Source organism: Sulfitobacter sp. CW3, assembly GCF_019392245.1.
In the GTDB taxonomy this organism is placed as follows: domain Bacteria; phylum Pseudomonadota; class Alphaproteobacteria; order Rhodobacterales; family Rhodobacteraceae; genus Sulfitobacter.
On the sequence record NZ_JAHXRL010000004.1, the window covers coordinates 261022 to 277212 of the forward strand.

Sequence of the window (16191 nt, forward strand, 5' to 3'; positions counted from 1 at the left end):
CTGGGGACACGAGGTTTGTCGCTGTAAAGGGTTCTGGGTTTTGAGTTTGCCACATATTCACATCTTGCTGTGCACTAAAAATGGCGGGCCATATATTGAGGCGCAGCTGAAATCCATTCTTGCCCAAACCCATCAGGATTGGACCCTTTGGATCAGCGACGACGGGTCGACCGATCAAACGTTGCCCAGTGTGAACCGTTTTATTGCCGCACATTCTGATCGTGATATCCGTGTGGTGACGGGGCCGGGCAAGGGGTGCGCGCAAAACTTTATGACGCTGCTGGCCCGCCCGGAATTGACCCGTGCGTGGATCGTATTTGCCGATCAGGATGATGTGTGGATGCCCCATAAATTGACGCGCGCGGTAGATATGATTTGGCGCGGGACCGGTGCCCAAATCTATGCCAGCCGCAGCATATATACCGATGCCGCCCTGAACCCAATCGGCATGTCGCCAGATTACCAGCGCCCGTTTGAGTTTGGAAATGCGTTGGTGCAGAATGTTTTGCGTGGCAACACGCTGGTGATGCCACCGGACGTGACTGAATTTTTGGTCAGTACCTTGCCGTTTGCGCTGAATGCGGGCGTCCCTTTCCATGATTGGTGGGTGTACCAGACAGCGACGGGTGCCGGGTTCGATGTCATTCACGACGCCAAGCCCGGGCTGTTTTACCGGCAGCATGATAACAATCTGCTGGGGTCCAGCCGTACCCATGCTGGGCACCGCGCCGCCATTTTGTTGCGCCGTGTGTTTGCAGAGTGGATTGACCGGAATGTACGTGTCCTGTCTGATTTGTCGCCGGTCTTGACCCGTCAAAGTCGCCGGGTTTTGTTCGACTTTATCGATTGGCGGGCGCAACCGGCTTCGGATTGGCGGGCGACCCCGCAGTCGATTGGCATTTACCGCCAAAGTCTGAGTGGCGATATTGCCCTGCGGATTCTCGCACGGCTGGGAAAGCTGTGAAGCGCTGTTCATGACAGCACCCCCTGAATGCGAAGCTGCTGCATAAGCTCGACATCATTGGCGGAAAAATCCGCAAGCTTTTGTTTGTTTGCGTCACTTTCCAACCGTTCGAGGAGTTGCGGCCATCGTTTGGTGCCCAGCGATTTAGGCCCGGCATTCACCCGCTTTTCGACGATTGAAATCTGTTGGCCGGTAAGCTGGGCAATATCTTGTTCAAGCGCCCCTAGGGTTTCAATTGAATAGATGCGGTCAAGCTGTTCCGCGCCATTTTGGGCCAAGTCGATCAGCTCGCTTGTCGGAATATCCGCAATCTGTGCGGCCCCGCGAACTTTGCGTGTCGCGAAATAAGAGCAATAGAAATTGTCATAGTGATCACGAATAAATTGCTGCCAATGCGCGTCACCCCCAAAGAAATAATCATCGACGGTTTGTTCCTTGATCTTCTTTAGCCCGATATTCGACGGGTGATGCAGCGCCTCGGCATCCAAGGCTCGTGATTTTTGGTGCAGATAGAAATAGAAGGAGGCAATCCTTTCGAATGGATCGCGCAGGATCGTAAAGGCAAAACGATTCGCGTTAAACTGACCCAGATTAGCCCAATCCAAATGTCCGGAGTACAGCGTGTACCCCGGCGGAAACTGCCCGTCGTCGGGGGCCTGGGTGTGAACTCGGATCGGTGATGTCTGATCTTCACCGATCACACGGGAAAGCTCGGAATGGACGGTTTGGCCAGCGGTTTTTGGGATGTGAAGAAAGATGATTTTCTTCACGCGGGAATACCTTTTCTCAGATCGATTTTCTCCGGTTTGTAGGGGGCCGTACCGTCAAGCATCTGGTGGATACCTTTGCAAAATTCGGCGGGTTCTGACGGGTCAAGATGGTCCATTTGCCAAGGGGCGAACTGCCACCACCGGCTGCGCAGCATGGGGGTGATCAGCGTGGCCGGCAGCCGCATCTTTTTGATGCTTGCGGGGTTTCCAGCGACGACTGAAAACGCCGGAACATCGCGCGTTACAACAGCGTGGGCACCGATGATGGCACCGTCACCGATCGAAACCCCAGCGGCAATATATGCGCCGTGGCCGATCCAGACGTCGTTCCCTATTCGCGTGATTTTCACCTTGGTTGGGGGGCCTTTGAAGGTGAATTTATAGTTATGATAATGTTCAGCCGCATCAAACCCGTCGCCAAGATCAAACAGCTTGTCACCCAAATAAAAGGCCGGGCTGGTCGATGCCCAATGTGTCGGATGGTTTTGCCGTCCGATTTGAACGCCCTCGCCGAACGAACAATATCGCCCGATGCGCGCAGCAAAACAGTACCCTGAAACCTGATAGGAGAATGCGCCCAATTCGACGGAATGCTCGTACTGGGTCCACTTCAAGCTGGCCGGGATTTCCAAGATACTGTGCTCCGGGAGGCTCACATTGGGGCCGCCCCTGCTCAAGACCTCAATCCCTGCCGCTTGCAGCTTTTTGATTGGTACAGATATCTGGGCCATCAGGCTGCGCTTTCTATCGAATAGGGTGTTTTGTTGAAATGATCCCTCAGGTTCGCGCTTTGGCATTCACCTTTCGTGAATGGGATCGGACAACCGTTGCTGGCATCGCTGACGGCCTTGCCTTGGGCACCTAGGTTAAAGGCGTGAACCGGCAGGCCTGTGGCCAACGCTTCGTGTGTTGTAAAAGAAAACGTCTCTGGCCAGATCGAAGGGATAAGCCAGTCTGTAATGCCGTATCGGTCGCAAATATGTTGAAGGTTTTCAATTCGATAGCCGCCATGTATCGGAATGGTGGACGGGATCGGAAATGTGGCGTCAAAATTTCCGATGATGGCAAGCCCAATATCATTTTGCCCAAGAATCACCGCAAGACCCTGGATAAGCCCCGCACCTTTTTGCAGGCCAATATCACCGAGCACGCCGATAACCCGCCGATCCCCTGCAGGGCGCGGTTGGATAACGGGGACTTGTTGCAACAATTGATGCGGGTTGATTGAAATTTTGTCTGAGATCGCAGGATAGGCGGTTTTCAGAATTTCTGCGCTGCTGGACGAGAAAACAATAACGTCTTTTGCGTGGTCTAGCGGGGTGGCCCAGGCCGTTTGCCAGTCTTGCAGTGACAATTTCGGATCGTCTGATGGCACTAAAGGGTCCGGGGTGTGCTGCACTGTCGGGACGCCGTGGTAGATCCCGGCGTCATCCAGCAGGGTATAGGACGGCGATATGACAAAATAATCGTGCAGTAGAATTTCGATCGTGTGGCGGCCATTATTGCTGAGCTTGAATAGTGCATCGGGCAGAGATGCAGGGTCATGGTCGCCAACGCCGCAGGAATAGACGATGCGGCGGCACGAGATCGGAGCCAACATTTGCAAAACATAATCAAGGCTATTTGTGTGACCGGCTATCGTGCCATGGGGGGTAACAAGTTCGATCTGCCAGCGTTGTTTGCCGCCGACCCGCAGTATCACGGCCGACCGCCCTAGGGCGTGATGTTTGCTGGTGATCCGGTTGGAAAGATACGCATCTGCACCGCCGCCCATACTATGCGCAAGATAGATTGATACCGGATACACATCCTGCGCCCCCAGCCAAGCAAGGCCAAGTGCCAGCCTCGTTGAACGAAGCGGATCTGACTGAACAAAGCGTTGAACATCATTGTCAAAGTGTGGAAACCTTTGCCCGACTTTCATGTTGTTTTCCGCGATAAGCTTTTGCTTTTCCTTGCTCCCAAAGCTTTCACCGCCGCGGTGTTCAACAAACAGGTTGCCAGCACTTAGATGCTGGCCGCTCATTGCCTTAACCCGCTGACACCAATCAACCTCTTCCCCGTAGCCACGCCCGTATGCGGTGTCGAAACTTGGGTTTTTCGCAAGATATGTGAAATTGATAGCCATGCAGAAACCCACGCCGGTGGGCGCTTCAATCAATCCGGCCGCTTGGTTTAAGGACGCGGCCGTTCGATCAATTATGTCGCCTTGGCCACTGGTTAATTCTTGGGGCTGGCAGATCAAAGGGACCGAGAAAACCTCGGCGTTGTTGGACATGGGGGTGACCGTTGCAACGTTTTTGCGCAGCTTAAAGGGCGCAATCAGCCGGGACGCCCAACCCGCAGGAACCAACGCGTCAGAGTTCAGCAGTATCACTGGATCGGACCACAATAGCGCCTGTTCGAAAGCGCGGTTTACACTGCGGATAAAGCCAAGGTTCTCTTTATTTTCCAGCAAGATAACCTGATCTGTGTTCGCGGCTTTCCATTGCCTCAGAAACGGAAGCACGCGGCTGTCCGTTGATGCGTCCTCGACCAAGATCAAACGCCACGGTAAATCGGTATGGTCCTTAACGCGGGCAAGCGCATCTTGAAGAAGGTCGAAAGCATTGAAAACAGGCATTATAATCGTAATGCTGTCGTCTGGTTGGAACAGTGGCGGGCTGTCATCCTCGCGAAACAGCGCGGGGTCCAGCTTGAGCGATGTGGGGAGCGTCGTGAGGTGCAGCCCCTGTTTGATCCGCGCGCGGTATTTCGGATCACGGGTCGCGAGCCAGCCGATTGCCGAGGGTAGCTGACCCAGCATTGCCAGAATAAAGCTGAAGAGAACGCGCAGTTGGATCCATCGAATATAGTTCAACGGCAGCGGACGGCTAATCGTGGGTTGGGCAGGATCAGCACCGTGAAGTTCGATGCCAAAGCGGGCGATTTCCGCCAAACCCAAGGGCCCCAGCGGCACGGAAAAATCAAACCCCAAGTGGGCATCCAGCTTATACGCTTTGGCGACGTCATCCCGCAGAAGGTCGGGCCAGGTGCTGGCTGTGATCCCATTCATGTGTAAAACGATCTCGGTCGCGGAAGACCAACCAGCCAGCCGAATATGACCATCGGCCACCGTCACAAGGTCGATCGCGCCAATGATTTGACCATCGGCTGCATAGAATGCATGCGGTTTTCCCTGCGCCTTTAGGTGCGCGGTCGCATAGCGGGCAAAAAGAGCGGCGAGCTGTTTATACAAAATCAGTCTTTTCGATTCTAAGTTCTTTAGATTGGATTTCAGATCAGCACGCGCGTGCTTAAGGGGAGGTTAAAAGTGCAACTAGCGGCCGTTTTAGGAAGAGCAGGAGCCTCAGTTCGGCGCATCGCACTGCCATGAATGCGCCAAAGATTACCGACAGTGGTTTGAATAATCAGGTTGATATCGATGCGTCGGTAAAGCTGGACGACGGGTTTCAGATCCACATCAAGGGCCGCGATAATCACCTTGCTATCGGGGCAAATACGGTTCTTGGCAGCGGAATGATTGAGCTGAGAAACAACGCGTGTTCAGTAAAGATCGGGGAGAATTGTTTTCTAAACGGCAGCTTTCGGTGTCGCGCCGGAGACAGCCATATCCGGATAGGCGACAAAACCACCATGATGATGGCGCATATATCGCTGCATGAGGCCGGTTATATTACGCTTGGGGACGACTGTATGTTGTCCGGTGATATCACCATGGATGTCAGTGATATGCATTCAATCTTGGATGTTGAAACCGGCATACGGCTAAACCCGCCACGTGATATTTTGATTGGTGATCACGTGTGGTTGGCGCAGGGCGTGCGGATCATGAAGGGCGCGCAGATCGGACAAGACTGCATTATCGGAAGCCGCGCTATGGTGTGTGGCGCGATCCCGGCAAACTCGCTTGCCGTGGGCATGCCCGCACGCGTGATGCGCAGCGGCGTCACTTGGGACCGCAGGCGTTTACCCTTGTCGCCAGCTGCCGCAGGTGCCCCCGCCGAAGAGCCGCTTTGACAGCTATCCGGCGAGGGTGTTGTGATAAACGTGCAAGGAAACACGCAATTATACGCTCAGTGGCTGAACGCCTAAAAGTCGAGGTTCTCGACGTTCAACGCGTTCTGTTGGATGAATTCCCGGCGTGGTTCGACGACGTCGCCCATGAGTTTGGTAAACAGGTCGTCGGCTTCGGCCATGTCCTCGACGCGGACTTGCAGCAAGGTGCGGGCATCGGGGTCCAGCGTCGTTTCCCACAGCTGGTCTGGGTTCATTTCTCCCAAACCTTTGTAGCGCTGCAATGACAGGCCTTTTTCACCCTCGGCTAGGATCGCATCAAGCAAATCCATCGGGCCATAGATCATCTGCGAGCGGTCTTTGCGGACCAGTTTCGCGGGCAGGTTATAGACGTCTTGCAGGTGCTGCGTGAAGCCGCCTGAACGCTTTGCCTCGCCCGAGCGGAGCAATCTGCCATCAAGGGTACGCACCTCTTCGACGCCGCGCAGGATGCGGGCCAGACGGACGCCGTGATCTTGGGTAATGCGACCTTGCCAGCCGCGTTCCCATTCCAGCGCAATCAGGTTCAAACGTTCTGCGACCTTGTCGGCGACGCCCTGCAAATCGGCATCCACGGCACCCGGTACAAAAGCGCCCGCAATCGCGGCTTGTTCCAGAATGTGACGGGGGTAGTGCGTTGGAAATGCTTCAAGTACCCGGCGCATTTGACGTGCCAGATCTACAACGCGTGCCAAATCCTGACCAGTGATTTCCTCGCCGTTGCCTTGCCGTAACATTGCGCCATCAATGCCTTGTTGGATCAGGTAATCCTCCATGGCCGCTTGGTCTTTCAGGTACACTTCAGACTTGCCGCGCGACACTTTGTAAAGTGGTGGCTGGGCAATATAAAGGTGACCGTTTTCAATAAGCTGCGGCATTTGACGATAAAAGAACGTCAACAACAATGTACGGATGTGCGCGCCGTCGACGTCAGCATCGGTCATGATGACGATCTTATGATAGCGCAGCTTATCGATGTTGAATTCGTCGCGGCCAATACCGGTGCCAAGGGCCATGACAAGGTTGCCAATTTCTTGGCTTCCAAGCATCCGGTCGAACCGTGCACGTTCGACGTTTAGAATCTTACCCTTCAGGGGCAGAATTGCCTGTGTTTGGCGGTCACGCCCGGTTTGAGCAGAGCCACCAGCGGAATCGCCCTCCACGAGGAACAGTTCGGTTTTCGACGGGTCTTTCTCCGAGCAATCCTTGAGCTTGCCGGCCAGGAAATTCACGTCCATCGCGGTTTTGCGACGGGTTAGATCGCGTGCCTTGCGTGCCGCTTCGCGGGCGTGGGCGGCCTCGATGATCTTGCTGACCACCATCTTCGCGACTTGGGGGTTCTCTTCAAACCACTCGGCCAGTTTTTCGTTCACCAAACCCTCAACGGCGGGGCGTACTTCGGAGCTGACCAGCTTGTCTTTGGTTTGCGAGCTGAATTTCGGGTCCGGCACTTTGACCGACAACACGCAGGTCAGCCCCTCGCGGGCGTCATCGCCGGTAAAGGTGACTTTTTCTTTTTTCGCGATGCCGGAGGACTGCGCATAGTTGTTGATCGTACGGGTCAGCGCCCCGCGGAAACCGGCCATATGCGTGCCGCCGTCGCGTTGTGGGATGTTGTTGGTAAAGGGCAGGACGTTTTCATGATAGCTGTCGTTCCACCACATCGCCACTTCGACGCCGATGTCGTCTTTCTCTCCGGTGATGAAAATCGGTTCCGGCATGACGGGGGACTTGGAGCGGTCGAGATATTTAACGAACTCCTTAACGCCACCTTCATAAAACAGCTCGGTGCGCAGGGGTTCGGCAGGACGTTCATCCGTCAGGATAATCCGCACACCGGAGTTTAGAAACGCCAGTTCGCGCAGCCGCTTTTCAAGCGTTTCAAAGCTGTATTCGAGGTTCGAAAATGTATCGGTCGACGCCATAAAGCGGACTTCGGTACCCGTGCGATCGGTTGGCCCGACAACGGACAGGTGTTCTTTGGTAAAGCCGCCTTCGAAGCGGGCAACGTGTTCCTTGCCTTCGCGCCAGATGCGCAGTTCCAGCCAATCGGACAGGGCGTTCACAACCGAAACGCCAACGCCATGCAGGCCGCCGGAAACCTTGTAGGAGTTGCTGTCGAACTTACCGCCAGCGTGCAGCTGGGTCATGATAACCTCGGCTGCGGAAACGCCTTCTTCTTGGTGGATCCCGACGGGAATACCGCGCCCGTTGTCGCTGACAGAAACCGAGTTATCGTCGTGAATTGTCACGTTCACAGCGTCGGCGTGACCGGCCAATGCCTCATCGATGCCGTTATCGACAACCTCGTACACCATGTGGTGCAGACCAGAGCCATCATCCGTGTCACCGATATACATACCGGGACGCTTGCGGACAGCTTCTAACCCTTTGAGAACTTTGATAGAATCTGCGCCGTATTCCTCTGGAATCTGCTCTTGGTCGGACATTCTGGGAAACCTTCTTTTGTTGCCCATTTTATAGTGGTTTTTGCCGCTACTGTCACGTCTTTGACACAAGATTTTGTGTCAAAGGAAAGGGATCACAAGGCCCACCAAAATAAGCAGAGTGCCAGCCACAATATTGATGCGTTTCAGGGTCGCCGGATTGGTCATGAAGGTGCGCATTTTGCCGACAAATCCGGCAATGGCGAGGTTGCCAATCAGCGGTATTGCGACGGAGACTAGGATAATCGCGGCGACGTCCGGCCAAGTGATCACGCGCAGGTCGAAAAAGCCGGGCAAGACACCCATGTAGAATAGAACCGCCTTGGGATTGCCCAGGATTGCCAGCAACCCGGCGGCAAAACCTGACCAGGCACCGGGTTTTGTCAGGCGGCTGTCGCGGTCGATTTTGTCACCCGCATGGCGTATCAGCAAACCGCCCATGACAATGAAAACACCGCAGGCGATCCAGCGCATGCCAAGCATGAAAACATCAAAGACGGAAAGAATCCAGCTGATGCCCAGCACCGCGACCAAGGGCCAAACCATGTCGCCGACCGACACACCCAAGGCAAGTGGCCACGCTGATTTGAATCCGCCCGACAATGCGCGCGCCATGATCGCCAGCCAGACCGGGCCGGGTGTCAGGAACAGGATGACCAAAGCACCACAATAAAGCAGCAGATCAGGCAAGGCGATTGTCATGGCAGCATCCTAACTTCTGAAATACCATTGGTTTCAGTCACTTCAAGGGTTTGCGCCCGGTTACCCAGCGTGTCAAATAATTCGACGCCGGTACCGGTCATCCACGCCTGCGCACCAAGGGCCGCGATTTCATCATACAGCGCCGCGCGGCGGCTCGCGTCCAGATGGGCGGCGACCTCGTCGAGCAAAAGCAAGGGCGGGGCACCAAAGTCAGCCGCCAGCGCGCGGGCATTCGCAAGGATCAGCGACACAAGCAACGCCTTTTGTTCGCCTGTGGAACAGTCACGTGCGGGCACGTCTTTGGCGGCATACACGCCCTCAAGATCTGCACGGTGCGGGCCGATTAACGTACGCCCCGCCGACAGATCGCGCATCCGGTTATCGGCCAGTGCTGCACGTAGGTCGGCTGCGGATGTGGGCATGTCGCACACAAGCGTTAGCGCGGCGGTTGGGAATGCCGTTTCGGCCTGACTTTGTGCTTCGGTAATGGCCTCGAGTGCGGCCAGTCGATTGGCGTGGATCGCGGCCCCGGCTTCGGCAAGTTGCTGTTCGAGCGCGATGTACCAAGACGGTTCGCGCACCATATCCTTGAGCAGACGATTGCGTTCGCGCATGGCCTTTTCATAGGCGAGGGACTGTTCCGCATGATCTGGCAGGAAACTGAGGGTCATCCGGTCTAGAAAACGGCGGCGGCCATCTGCCCCTTCGATCCACAACCGGTCCATTGAGGGGATCAGCCACAGCACGCGTGCGATACGACCAAGCCCGGTTTGCGGGGTGGCTTTGCCGTCAATGCGGACTTGCCGTGCGGCACCGTTCTCCGACCAAACCTCGATCTCGTGAACCTGACCTAGCGAATGCACGATTCCGGTCAGCTTCCAGCCAAGAGCCTCTGGCCGGCGCGTCATGTCTAGGGCGCTGGCACGACGCAGGCCACGCCCGGGCGACAGAAGGGAGACAGCCTCGAGGATGTTGGTTTTACCCGCACCATTGGGCCCGTGTATCGCAACGGAGCGCGTATCAGTTTCGATCACAGCCCGCTTATGGGACCTGAAATGTGACAGCGTCAGATTTGAGATATAAAGCTGTGTCATCGTTCAGTGCCGTTTTCTGTCAAAGAAAACGGACCGGAATTTTTCAAAAATTCCGGCGCGTTATACACGCATCGGCATAACGACATAGACGGCAGACATATCGTTGCCTTCGCGCATCAACGTCGGATCACCGGATGAGTTGAACAGGAATACAGCGTTCTCGCGGTCTACCTGGCTTGCGATCTCAAGCAGGTATTTCGCGTTGAAACCGATTTCTAGCCGCTCGTCTGCATAGGCCACCACCAGTTCTTCTTCGGCGGCACCGCTGTCAGGTGCGTTTACCGACAGAACCAGACGGTCTTCGTCCAGTTGCAGCTTGACGGCACGGGACCGCTCGGAGCTAACCGTTGCAACACGGTCAACGGCGCGGGCGAAATCGCTGGCGTCGACTTCCATTTTGCGGGTGTTTCCCTGCGGGATAACGCGCGTGTAATCGGGGAACGTACCGTCGATCACTTTGGAGGTTAGCGTGATATCGGGTGTCGCAAAGCGGATCTTGGTCTCGGATACCGATACTGCGATTTCCATCTCGTCGTCATCCAGCAGCTTGCGCAATTCGCCGACGGTTTTGCGCGGTACGATCACGCCGGGCATTTCAGCCGCGCCATCGGGCATCGGTGCATCAATACGGGCCAGCCGGTGACCATCGGTGGCGACGCAGCGCAAAACCTTGCTGCCTTCGCTTTCCGAAATGTGCATGTAGACGCCGTTCAGGTAATACCGCGTTTCTTCGGTCGAGATGGCGAATTTCGATTTATCGAACAGGCGGCGCAGCACGGGGGCGGGGGCCTTGAAGTTCGATTGGTATTCGGATGTTGCCATCACCGGGAAATCTTCGCGGGGCAATGTCGCAAGCGAGAAGTTCGAGCGGCCCGCCTCGACCGTCAGGCGACCGGCGGCGCTGTCGGACGTCAACGTGATCAGCGCACCATCCGGCAGTTTGCGCACAATCTCGTGCAAGGTTGTGGCGGAAACGGTTGTGGCACCTGCGCGCTCGACCTGAGCGGGGGCCTTGTCCACGACTTCGATGTCCAGATCGGTGGCGCGGAACGAGGCATCGCTGCCTTCCGCTTCGATCAGTACGTTGGCAAGGATCGGAATGGTATTCCGGCGCTCGACCACTGATTGGGCCTGTGACACAGCTTTAAGCAGCGCGGCGCGTTCGATGCTGAATTTCATATCCATCTCCATTCCGGCAGTCCGGGAGGGCAAATTACCCGATACCAATGTATTCACAAGGGTTTTATTGACTTTTCAGCGCGAAACAAAGGCCCGTCAAGGCCTTCGCGCGTGTTCTGCCAAGGATATAGGGTTTACGCCTCCAAAGCGCGGCGCAGCAATTCCAGATCTTCAGCGATTTGACCGTCACTTTGCTTAAGCTCTTCTATGCGTTTTACGCCGTGCATGACGGTCGTGTGATCGCGTCCACCAAAGCGACGGCCAATTTCTGGCAATGACCGGCTGGTCAGCTTTTTCGACAGATACATCGCCACCTGACGGGGGCGGGCATAGCTGCGCAGACGTTTTGGGCCGACCATATCGCTCAGGCGGATATTGTAATGATCGGAAACCTTGCGCTGGATTTCTTCAATGCTGATTTTACGCTCCGAGGCGCGCAGAACATCGGCCAGACAATCTTGGGTCAGGTCCATGTTGATTTCGCGGCCCACAAGCGACGCAAAAGCAAACAGGCGGGTCAGTGCGCCCTCAAGGACACGCACGTTTGTCGTGATCCGGTGGGCAAGAAACTCAAGAACGCCGGCTTCGACCTCTAGGCCGGGGTAGTTCTTTTGCTGGTTTTCTACCTTGCTTTGCAGAATGCCCAAGCGCAGCTCATAGTCGGTGGGGTGCAGATCGACGACCAGACCGCATTGCAGACGCGATTTCACGCGGTCTTCTAGATCCTTAATCTCGCCGGGGGCGCGATCGGCGGAAATGATGATCTGTTTGTTCTGATCAACCAGCGCGTTGAAGGTGTGAAAGAACTCTTCCTGAGTGCTGTCTTTGCCTGCGATGAACTGAACGTCATCCACCATCAAAACGTCAACGGATCGGAAAATTTCCTTGAAATCCATCATCTTACGATCCCGCAAGGCTTGGACAAAGCGGTACATGAACTGTTCCGCTGACAGATAAAGCACGTTCAGTTCTGGTTTGCGGATGCTCAATTCCTGAGCGATCGCGTGCATCAGGTGTGTTTTACCCAGACCAACGCCACCGTACAAAAACAGCGGGTTGAATGTGACGGGGCCACCTTCGGCGACACGGCGCGCGGCGGCATGTGCCAGTTCGTTCGGTTTGCCGACCACAAAGTTGTCAAAGCTAAAGCGGGCATCCAGCGGGGCAGTATTCAAGGTGTTGTTATTGGCAGCCTGCACGGGCGCGGGCCTGACGGCTGGTTTCGCAGCCTCGGGCGCGGCTGGTTTTTCGCAATTCCCCACGGCAAATTTCAGACGTGTGATTCCGTCTTCTTCGTTCTGCATTTCGTGCAAAATAAGATCAGCAAAATTCTGGCTGACGTAGTTGCCGAAAAAATTTGTAGGGACGAACAGCGTGCTTACGCCGTCATCCGTGGCACCCAAAGAAAGCGGGTCGATCCAAGTTGTAAAGTTGTTCTGTCCTACCGTCTTTAACAGGCGGTTTCTGATTTTTGCCCACTGCTCTTGCGTCATTTACCCAACTGTCCCAATCGTCAGCGACCACCGGAAGGCTGACCGCACGTATTACTCTTGTCAGAAGGCAGCAGACCGCTATCCCGGTCCCATCAGAAAACCGGCCAAACGTCCTTCGGACAAATATTACAAGGTTCATTTCGACATGGATGCCTGTTCAAAAAAACAAGCATTGCTGTCGAACGCACCGTTCGAAGTATCAAAGACAGGGCAAATGTGCGGTGAGCAGCATCTGCAAAGTTTTTGGGGGCCCCTAGCAAGGCCGTCCAAAATATCCCCGTTTGAACCACTGCATCCTAGCAAATGCAAAGGTCCGTTCGGGCCTATCCCCCCATGCGAAGTGAATCGCGCTCAACACTTCTAGCAATGTAAAAGGCGTTCATTCAACACATCTTCAAACTTGACTCAGTGATTGGTCGAAAAGAATCTCTTTCCCGTAATGCGTGTCGCTAGAACAAAAAAAAGGCACCGCAAAGCGATGCCTTATTCTTTCAACAACTTAGCTGAAAGTTTTGTGATTTAGCCCAGTGCTTTGACGCGCGAGGCAAGGCGCGACATTTTCCGCGAGGCTGTGTTTTTGTGGAACACACCTTTTGTAACGCCGCGCATCAATTCTGGCTGAGCTGCGCGAAGTGCCGCTACGGAAGCTTCCTTGTCGCCGGATTCGATAGCTTCTTCAACTTTGCGCAGGAACGTGCGGATGCGCGAACGACGTGCTTTGTTGATTTGGAAACGTGCTTCGTTTTGACGAGCGCGTTTTTTTGCCTGTGGTGTATTTGCCATGAGGATCATCCTTCATCTTGGTCTGTTCAAATTGCGAATACGCGACACAAACCCAAAGACCGGAGCCATTATCCGATAAGGTGATTCTAGCCAGAGCGGGCTGCACGCGCATGTATAAGGTGGCCTATAGTCGAACAATGCGGGCTTTGCAAACCCGCAAGGTGTTTTTACTTGTCGCGGAATTGCGCCTCGCGCTTTTCAAGGAAGGCGGACATGCCTTCTTTTTGATCTTCGGTGGCGAAAAGCGAATGGAAAACACGGCGTTCAAACAGCAGGCCTTCGCGCAGCGGTACTTCGAATGCGCGGTTTACCGATTCTTTGACAACCATGGTCGAGATCATTGATTTCTCGGCGATCTTGGCCGCGGCAGCCAAGGCTTCTTCCATCAGCTTTTTAACGGGTACGACCCGCGAAACCAGTCCTGCGCGCTCTGCCTCGGCGGCGTCCATAAAGCGGCCCGTCAGGTTCATATCCATTGCTTTGGATTTACCGATCGCGCGGGTCAGACGCTGGGTGCCACCGATACCGGCGACAACGCCCAGGTTAATCTCGGGCTGGCCGAATTTGGCGCTCTCAGAGCAGATGATAAAGTCGCACATCATCGCCAGCTCGCAGCCGCCACCAAGGGCATAACCCGAAACGGCCGCAATAATCGGCTTGCGCACGCGCAGGATCTGATCTGTTTCCGGCGTAAAAAGGTCATTGGTAAAGACGTCGACAAAGCTTTTGTCGCGCATCATCGCAATATCGGCACCGGCGGCGAATGCTTTCTCGGATCCTGTGATGACGATGCAGCGAACTTTTTCGTTTTCCTGCGCGGCCGTCAGCGCATCAGCAAGCTCTTTCATGAGCACGTCGTTCAAGGCATTCATTGCGTCCGGTCGGTTCAACGTAACCAATGCTACGTGATTATCTACATCGACCGTGATCGTTTCATAAGCCATCAAGAAATGCTTTCGCTTGTTACACTTTGAAACATGTGAATATCACGGGAGCGGGCCGTTTCAAGTTATCTTTGGCATTGCGCGCAGTAGAAGGACGATCTGCCGGACTGAACGATTCTACTGATCTGGTGGTCGCAGCCTTCCCTTCGGCAGGGCGCACCCTCGCGGCCATAGACGTCAAAGCTGTGTTGGAAATACCCCAATTCACCATCCGCCTGTTTAAAGTCCCGCAAGGTTGATCCGCCCGCCTCAATGGCTTCTTCCAATACCTGCCGAATAATCGGCACCAACCCCGCAACACGCGCTGCCGATATACGCCCGGCTTTGCGCGCGGGGTGAATACCCGCCCGGTAAAGCGTTTCACAGACATAGATATTTCCAAGACCAGCAACGATGCGTTGATCTAGAAGCGCGGATTTGATCGGCATGTTCCGACCGTTCAACGCAGCAACCAAATGCGCCTCGTGAAAGTCGTTGCCCAACGGTTCAGGCCCGATTGAAGACAGCAGTTTATGGGCATCGGCGGTTTGGGTATCCAGCAGATCCATCGCACCGAAACGCCGCGGGTCATTGAACGTCACCCGCGCCCCGTTTGCCATGTGCAAGACCACGTGATCGTGCTTTTCGGGTGACGGATGGTCATGCACGAATTGCCCCAATGGATCGCCCGAAATCAGCATCCGCCCAGACATGCCCAGATGAATAAGCAGTGATTCCCCCGATGATAAATCAGCAAGGATGTATTTCGACCGCCTGCGCAGCCGCTCAACCTTGTAGCCGGTCAGCCGTGCGGCCATATCGGGTGGAAAGGGCCAGCGCAGATCCGGGCGGTTGATGTCGGCGTGCGCGATCACCTGTCCCTCCATCACGGGGGACAGGCCGCGGCGGACGGTTTCGACCTCGGGTAGTTCAGGCATGGTTCATTCCCCTGTGACAAAAGGGGCGCATTGTACACGGCCCCGCACGCCCTATAACAAAGGTGCAGATCAAAGGACCACAAGACCCCATGACAAACGATAGCGACAAAACCACCCATTTTGGCTTTGAAACCGTGGCCGAAGGCGACAAAGCCGGACGCGTGCAGGGTGTCTTTAACTCTGTTGCCAGCAAATACGATGTGATGAACGATGTAATGAGCGTCGGAATCCACCGTATCTGGAAAGAGGCGATGATGGATTGGTTGGCCCCGCGTGCCGGTCAAAAGCTGCTGGATGTCGCTGGTGGTACCGGTGACGTGTCGTTCAAGTTCCTTGAACGCGCCGGATCGGGCCATGCGACTGTTCTGGATCTGACCGAACCCATGCTGGTCGAAGGGCGCAAACGTGCCGAAGCGGCGGCTATGGTCGATAGCCTTGACTGGGTTGTCGGTGACGCGATGGCGCTGCCGTTCGAGGATAACACCTTCGATGTTTATACAATCAGCTTTGGAATCCGCAACGTTACCCGCCCCCAAGAGGCCCTGAACGAAGCTTACCGCGTGCTGCGCCCCGGTGGCCGCCTGATGGTGCTTGAGTTCAGCCAATTGCCGAACCCGATGATGCAAAAAGCCTATGATCTCTACAGCTTTAATGTGATCCCCCGCATGGGTCAGTTGATTGCCAATGACCGTGACAGCTATCAGTACCTTGTTGAATCCATTCGAAACTTCCCCGATCAGGAAATATTCCTGGGCATGGTCAAGACAGCCGGATTCGAGCAGGCAAAATACCGCAACCTGACAATGGGCGTCGCGGCGCTGCACTCTGGCTGGAAGCTGTAA

At 55.1% G+C, this 16191-nt stretch carries 14 protein-coding genes; 3 read left to right on the plus strand and 11 right to left on the minus strand.

The window, feature by feature from the left end:
• Positions 1 to 40 precede the first annotated feature (40 nt).
• Positions 41 to 964, plus strand: a complete 924-nt coding sequence (locus KZZ06_RS11350) for a glycosyltransferase (protein WP_257884317.1) — start codon at positions 41 to 43, stop codon at positions 962 to 964.
• 8 nt (positions 965 to 972) lie between these two features.
• Here KZZ06_RS11350 and KZZ06_RS11355 read toward each other — a convergent pair whose 3' ends face one another.
• From KZZ06_RS11355 to KZZ06_RS11365, 3 genes are read right to left on the minus strand one after another with little or no spacing between them, the layout of a single operon-like run.
• Positions 973 to 1734, minus strand: coding sequence for a sulfotransferase family 2 domain-containing protein (locus KZZ06_RS11355; RefSeq protein WP_219580149.1), 762 nt, complete (start codon positions 1732 to 1734; stop codon positions 973 to 975).
• Positions 1731 to 2465, minus strand: a complete 735-nt coding sequence (locus KZZ06_RS11360) for a CatB-related O-acetyltransferase (RefSeq protein ID WP_219580150.1) — start codon at positions 2463 to 2465, stop codon at positions 1731 to 1733. Before KZZ06_RS11360 ends, KZZ06_RS11355 begins: the two co-directional genes overlap by 4 nt.
• Positions 2465 to 4972, minus strand: coding sequence for a glycosyltransferase (locus tag KZZ06_RS11365; protein WP_219580151.1), 2508 nt, complete (start codon positions 4970 to 4972; stop codon positions 2465 to 2467). The genes KZZ06_RS11360 and KZZ06_RS11365 overlap by 1 nt, the downstream gene beginning before the upstream one ends.
• Before the next feature lie 134 nt (positions 4973 to 5106).
• Here KZZ06_RS11365 and KZZ06_RS11370 point away from each other — a divergent pair, with 134 nt between their 5' ends.
• The gene (locus tag KZZ06_RS11370; RefSeq protein WP_219580152.1) at positions 5107 to 5754 is read left to right on the plus strand and encodes an acyltransferase; all 648 of its coding nucleotides are present in this window, start codon (positions 5107 to 5109) and stop codon (positions 5752 to 5754) included.
• A 71-nt stretch (positions 5755 to 5825) separates the two neighbouring features.
• Here KZZ06_RS11370 and gyrB read toward each other — a convergent pair whose 3' ends face one another.
• From gyrB to mutM, 8 genes are all read right to left on the minus strand, one after another.
• On the minus strand, positions 5826 to 8240 hold the full coding sequence (gene gyrB, locus KZZ06_RS11375) for a DNA topoisomerase (ATP-hydrolyzing) subunit B (protein WP_219580153.1): 2415 nt from the start codon (positions 8238 to 8240) through the stop codon (positions 5826 to 5828).
• A gap of 78 nt (positions 8241 to 8318) precedes the next feature.
• The gene (locus tag KZZ06_RS11380; RefSeq protein WP_219580154.1) at positions 8319 to 8939 is read right to left on the minus strand and encodes a LysE family translocator; all 621 of its coding nucleotides are present in this window, start codon (positions 8937 to 8939) and stop codon (positions 8319 to 8321) included.
• The gene (gene recF, locus KZZ06_RS11385) at positions 8936 to 10033 is read right to left on the minus strand and encodes a DNA replication/repair protein RecF (RefSeq protein ID WP_219580155.1); all 1098 of its coding nucleotides are present in this window, start codon (positions 10031 to 10033) and stop codon (positions 8936 to 8938) included. The genes KZZ06_RS11380 and recF overlap by 4 nt, the downstream gene beginning before the upstream one ends.
• Positions 10034 to 10093: 60 nt before the next feature.
• Positions 10094 to 11212, minus strand: coding sequence for a DNA polymerase III subunit beta (gene dnaN, locus KZZ06_RS11390; RefSeq protein ID WP_219580156.1), 1119 nt, complete (start codon positions 11210 to 11212; stop codon positions 10094 to 10096).
• A 134-nt stretch (positions 11213 to 11346) separates the two neighbouring features.
• On the minus strand, positions 11347 to 12705 hold the full coding sequence (dnaA, locus tag KZZ06_RS11395; RefSeq protein ID WP_219580157.1) for a chromosomal replication initiator protein DnaA: 1359 nt from the start codon (positions 12703 to 12705) through the stop codon (positions 11347 to 11349).
• A 519-nt stretch (positions 12706 to 13224) separates the two neighbouring features.
• Positions 13225 to 13488 carry a 30S ribosomal protein S20 gene (gene rpsT / locus KZZ06_RS11400; protein ID WP_093916616.1) on the minus strand — a complete coding sequence of 88 codons (264 nt, stop codon included), beginning with the start codon at positions 13486 to 13488 and terminating at the stop codon, positions 13225 to 13227.
• A gap of 167 nt (positions 13489 to 13655) precedes the next feature.
• Positions 13656 to 14432, minus strand: a complete 777-nt coding sequence (locus tag KZZ06_RS11405) for an enoyl-CoA hydratase (protein WP_219580158.1) — start codon at positions 14430 to 14432, stop codon at positions 13656 to 13658.
• A gap of 65 nt (positions 14433 to 14497) precedes the next feature.
• Positions 14498 to 15349, minus strand: a complete 852-nt coding sequence (mutM, locus tag KZZ06_RS11410; protein WP_219580159.1) for a bifunctional DNA-formamidopyrimidine glycosylase/DNA-(apurinic or apyrimidinic site) lyase — start codon at positions 15347 to 15349, stop codon at positions 14498 to 14500.
• Between the two features lie 89 nt (positions 15350 to 15438).
• On the opposite strand from mutM, the gene ubiE reads away from it, so the two are divergent.
• Positions 15439 to 16191, plus strand: a complete 753-nt coding sequence (gene ubiE, locus KZZ06_RS11415; protein ID WP_219580160.1) for a bifunctional demethylmenaquinone methyltransferase/2-methoxy-6-polyprenyl-1,4-benzoquinol methylase UbiE — start codon at positions 15439 to 15441, stop codon at positions 16189 to 16191.

Coding starts and splice junctions, on each gene's coding strand:
- KZZ06_RS11360 (WP_219580150.1), bottom strand. CDS start 2,465: ATGGCCCAGATATCTGTACCAATCAAAAAGCTGCAAGCGGCAGGGATT.
- KZZ06_RS11370 (WP_219580152.1), top strand. CDS start 5,107: ATGAATGCGCCAAAGATTACCGACAGTGGTTTGAATAATCAGGTTGAT.
- gyrB (WP_219580153.1), bottom strand. CDS start 8,240: ATGTCCGACCAAGAGCAGATTCCAGAGGAATACGGCGCAGATTCTATC.
- KZZ06_RS11380 (WP_219580154.1), bottom strand. CDS start 8,939: ATGACAATCGCCTTGCCTGATCTGCTGCTTTATTGTGGTGCTTTGGTC.
- recF (WP_219580155.1), bottom strand. CDS start 10,033: ATGACACAGCTTTATATCTCAAATCTGACGCTGTCACATTTCAGGTCC.
- dnaN (WP_219580156.1), bottom strand. CDS start 11,212: ATGAAATTCAGCATCGAACGCGCCGCGCTGCTTAAAGCTGTGTCACAG.
- dnaA (WP_219580157.1), bottom strand. CDS start 12,705: ATGACGCAAGAGCAGTGGGCAAAAATCAGAAACCGCCTGTTAAAGACG.
- rpsT (WP_093916616.1), bottom strand. CDS start 13,488: ATGGCAAATACACCACAGGCAAAAAAACGCGCTCGTCAAAACGAAGCA.
- KZZ06_RS11405 (WP_219580158.1), bottom strand. CDS start 14,432: ATGGCTTATGAAACGATCACGGTCGATGTAGATAATCACGTAGCATTG.
- mutM (WP_219580159.1), bottom strand. CDS start 15,349: ATGCCTGAACTACCCGAGGTCGAAACCGTCCGCCGCGGCCTGTCCCCC.
- ubiE (WP_219580160.1), top strand. CDS start 15,439: ATGACAAACGATAGCGACAAAACCACCCATTTTGGCTTTGAAACCGTG.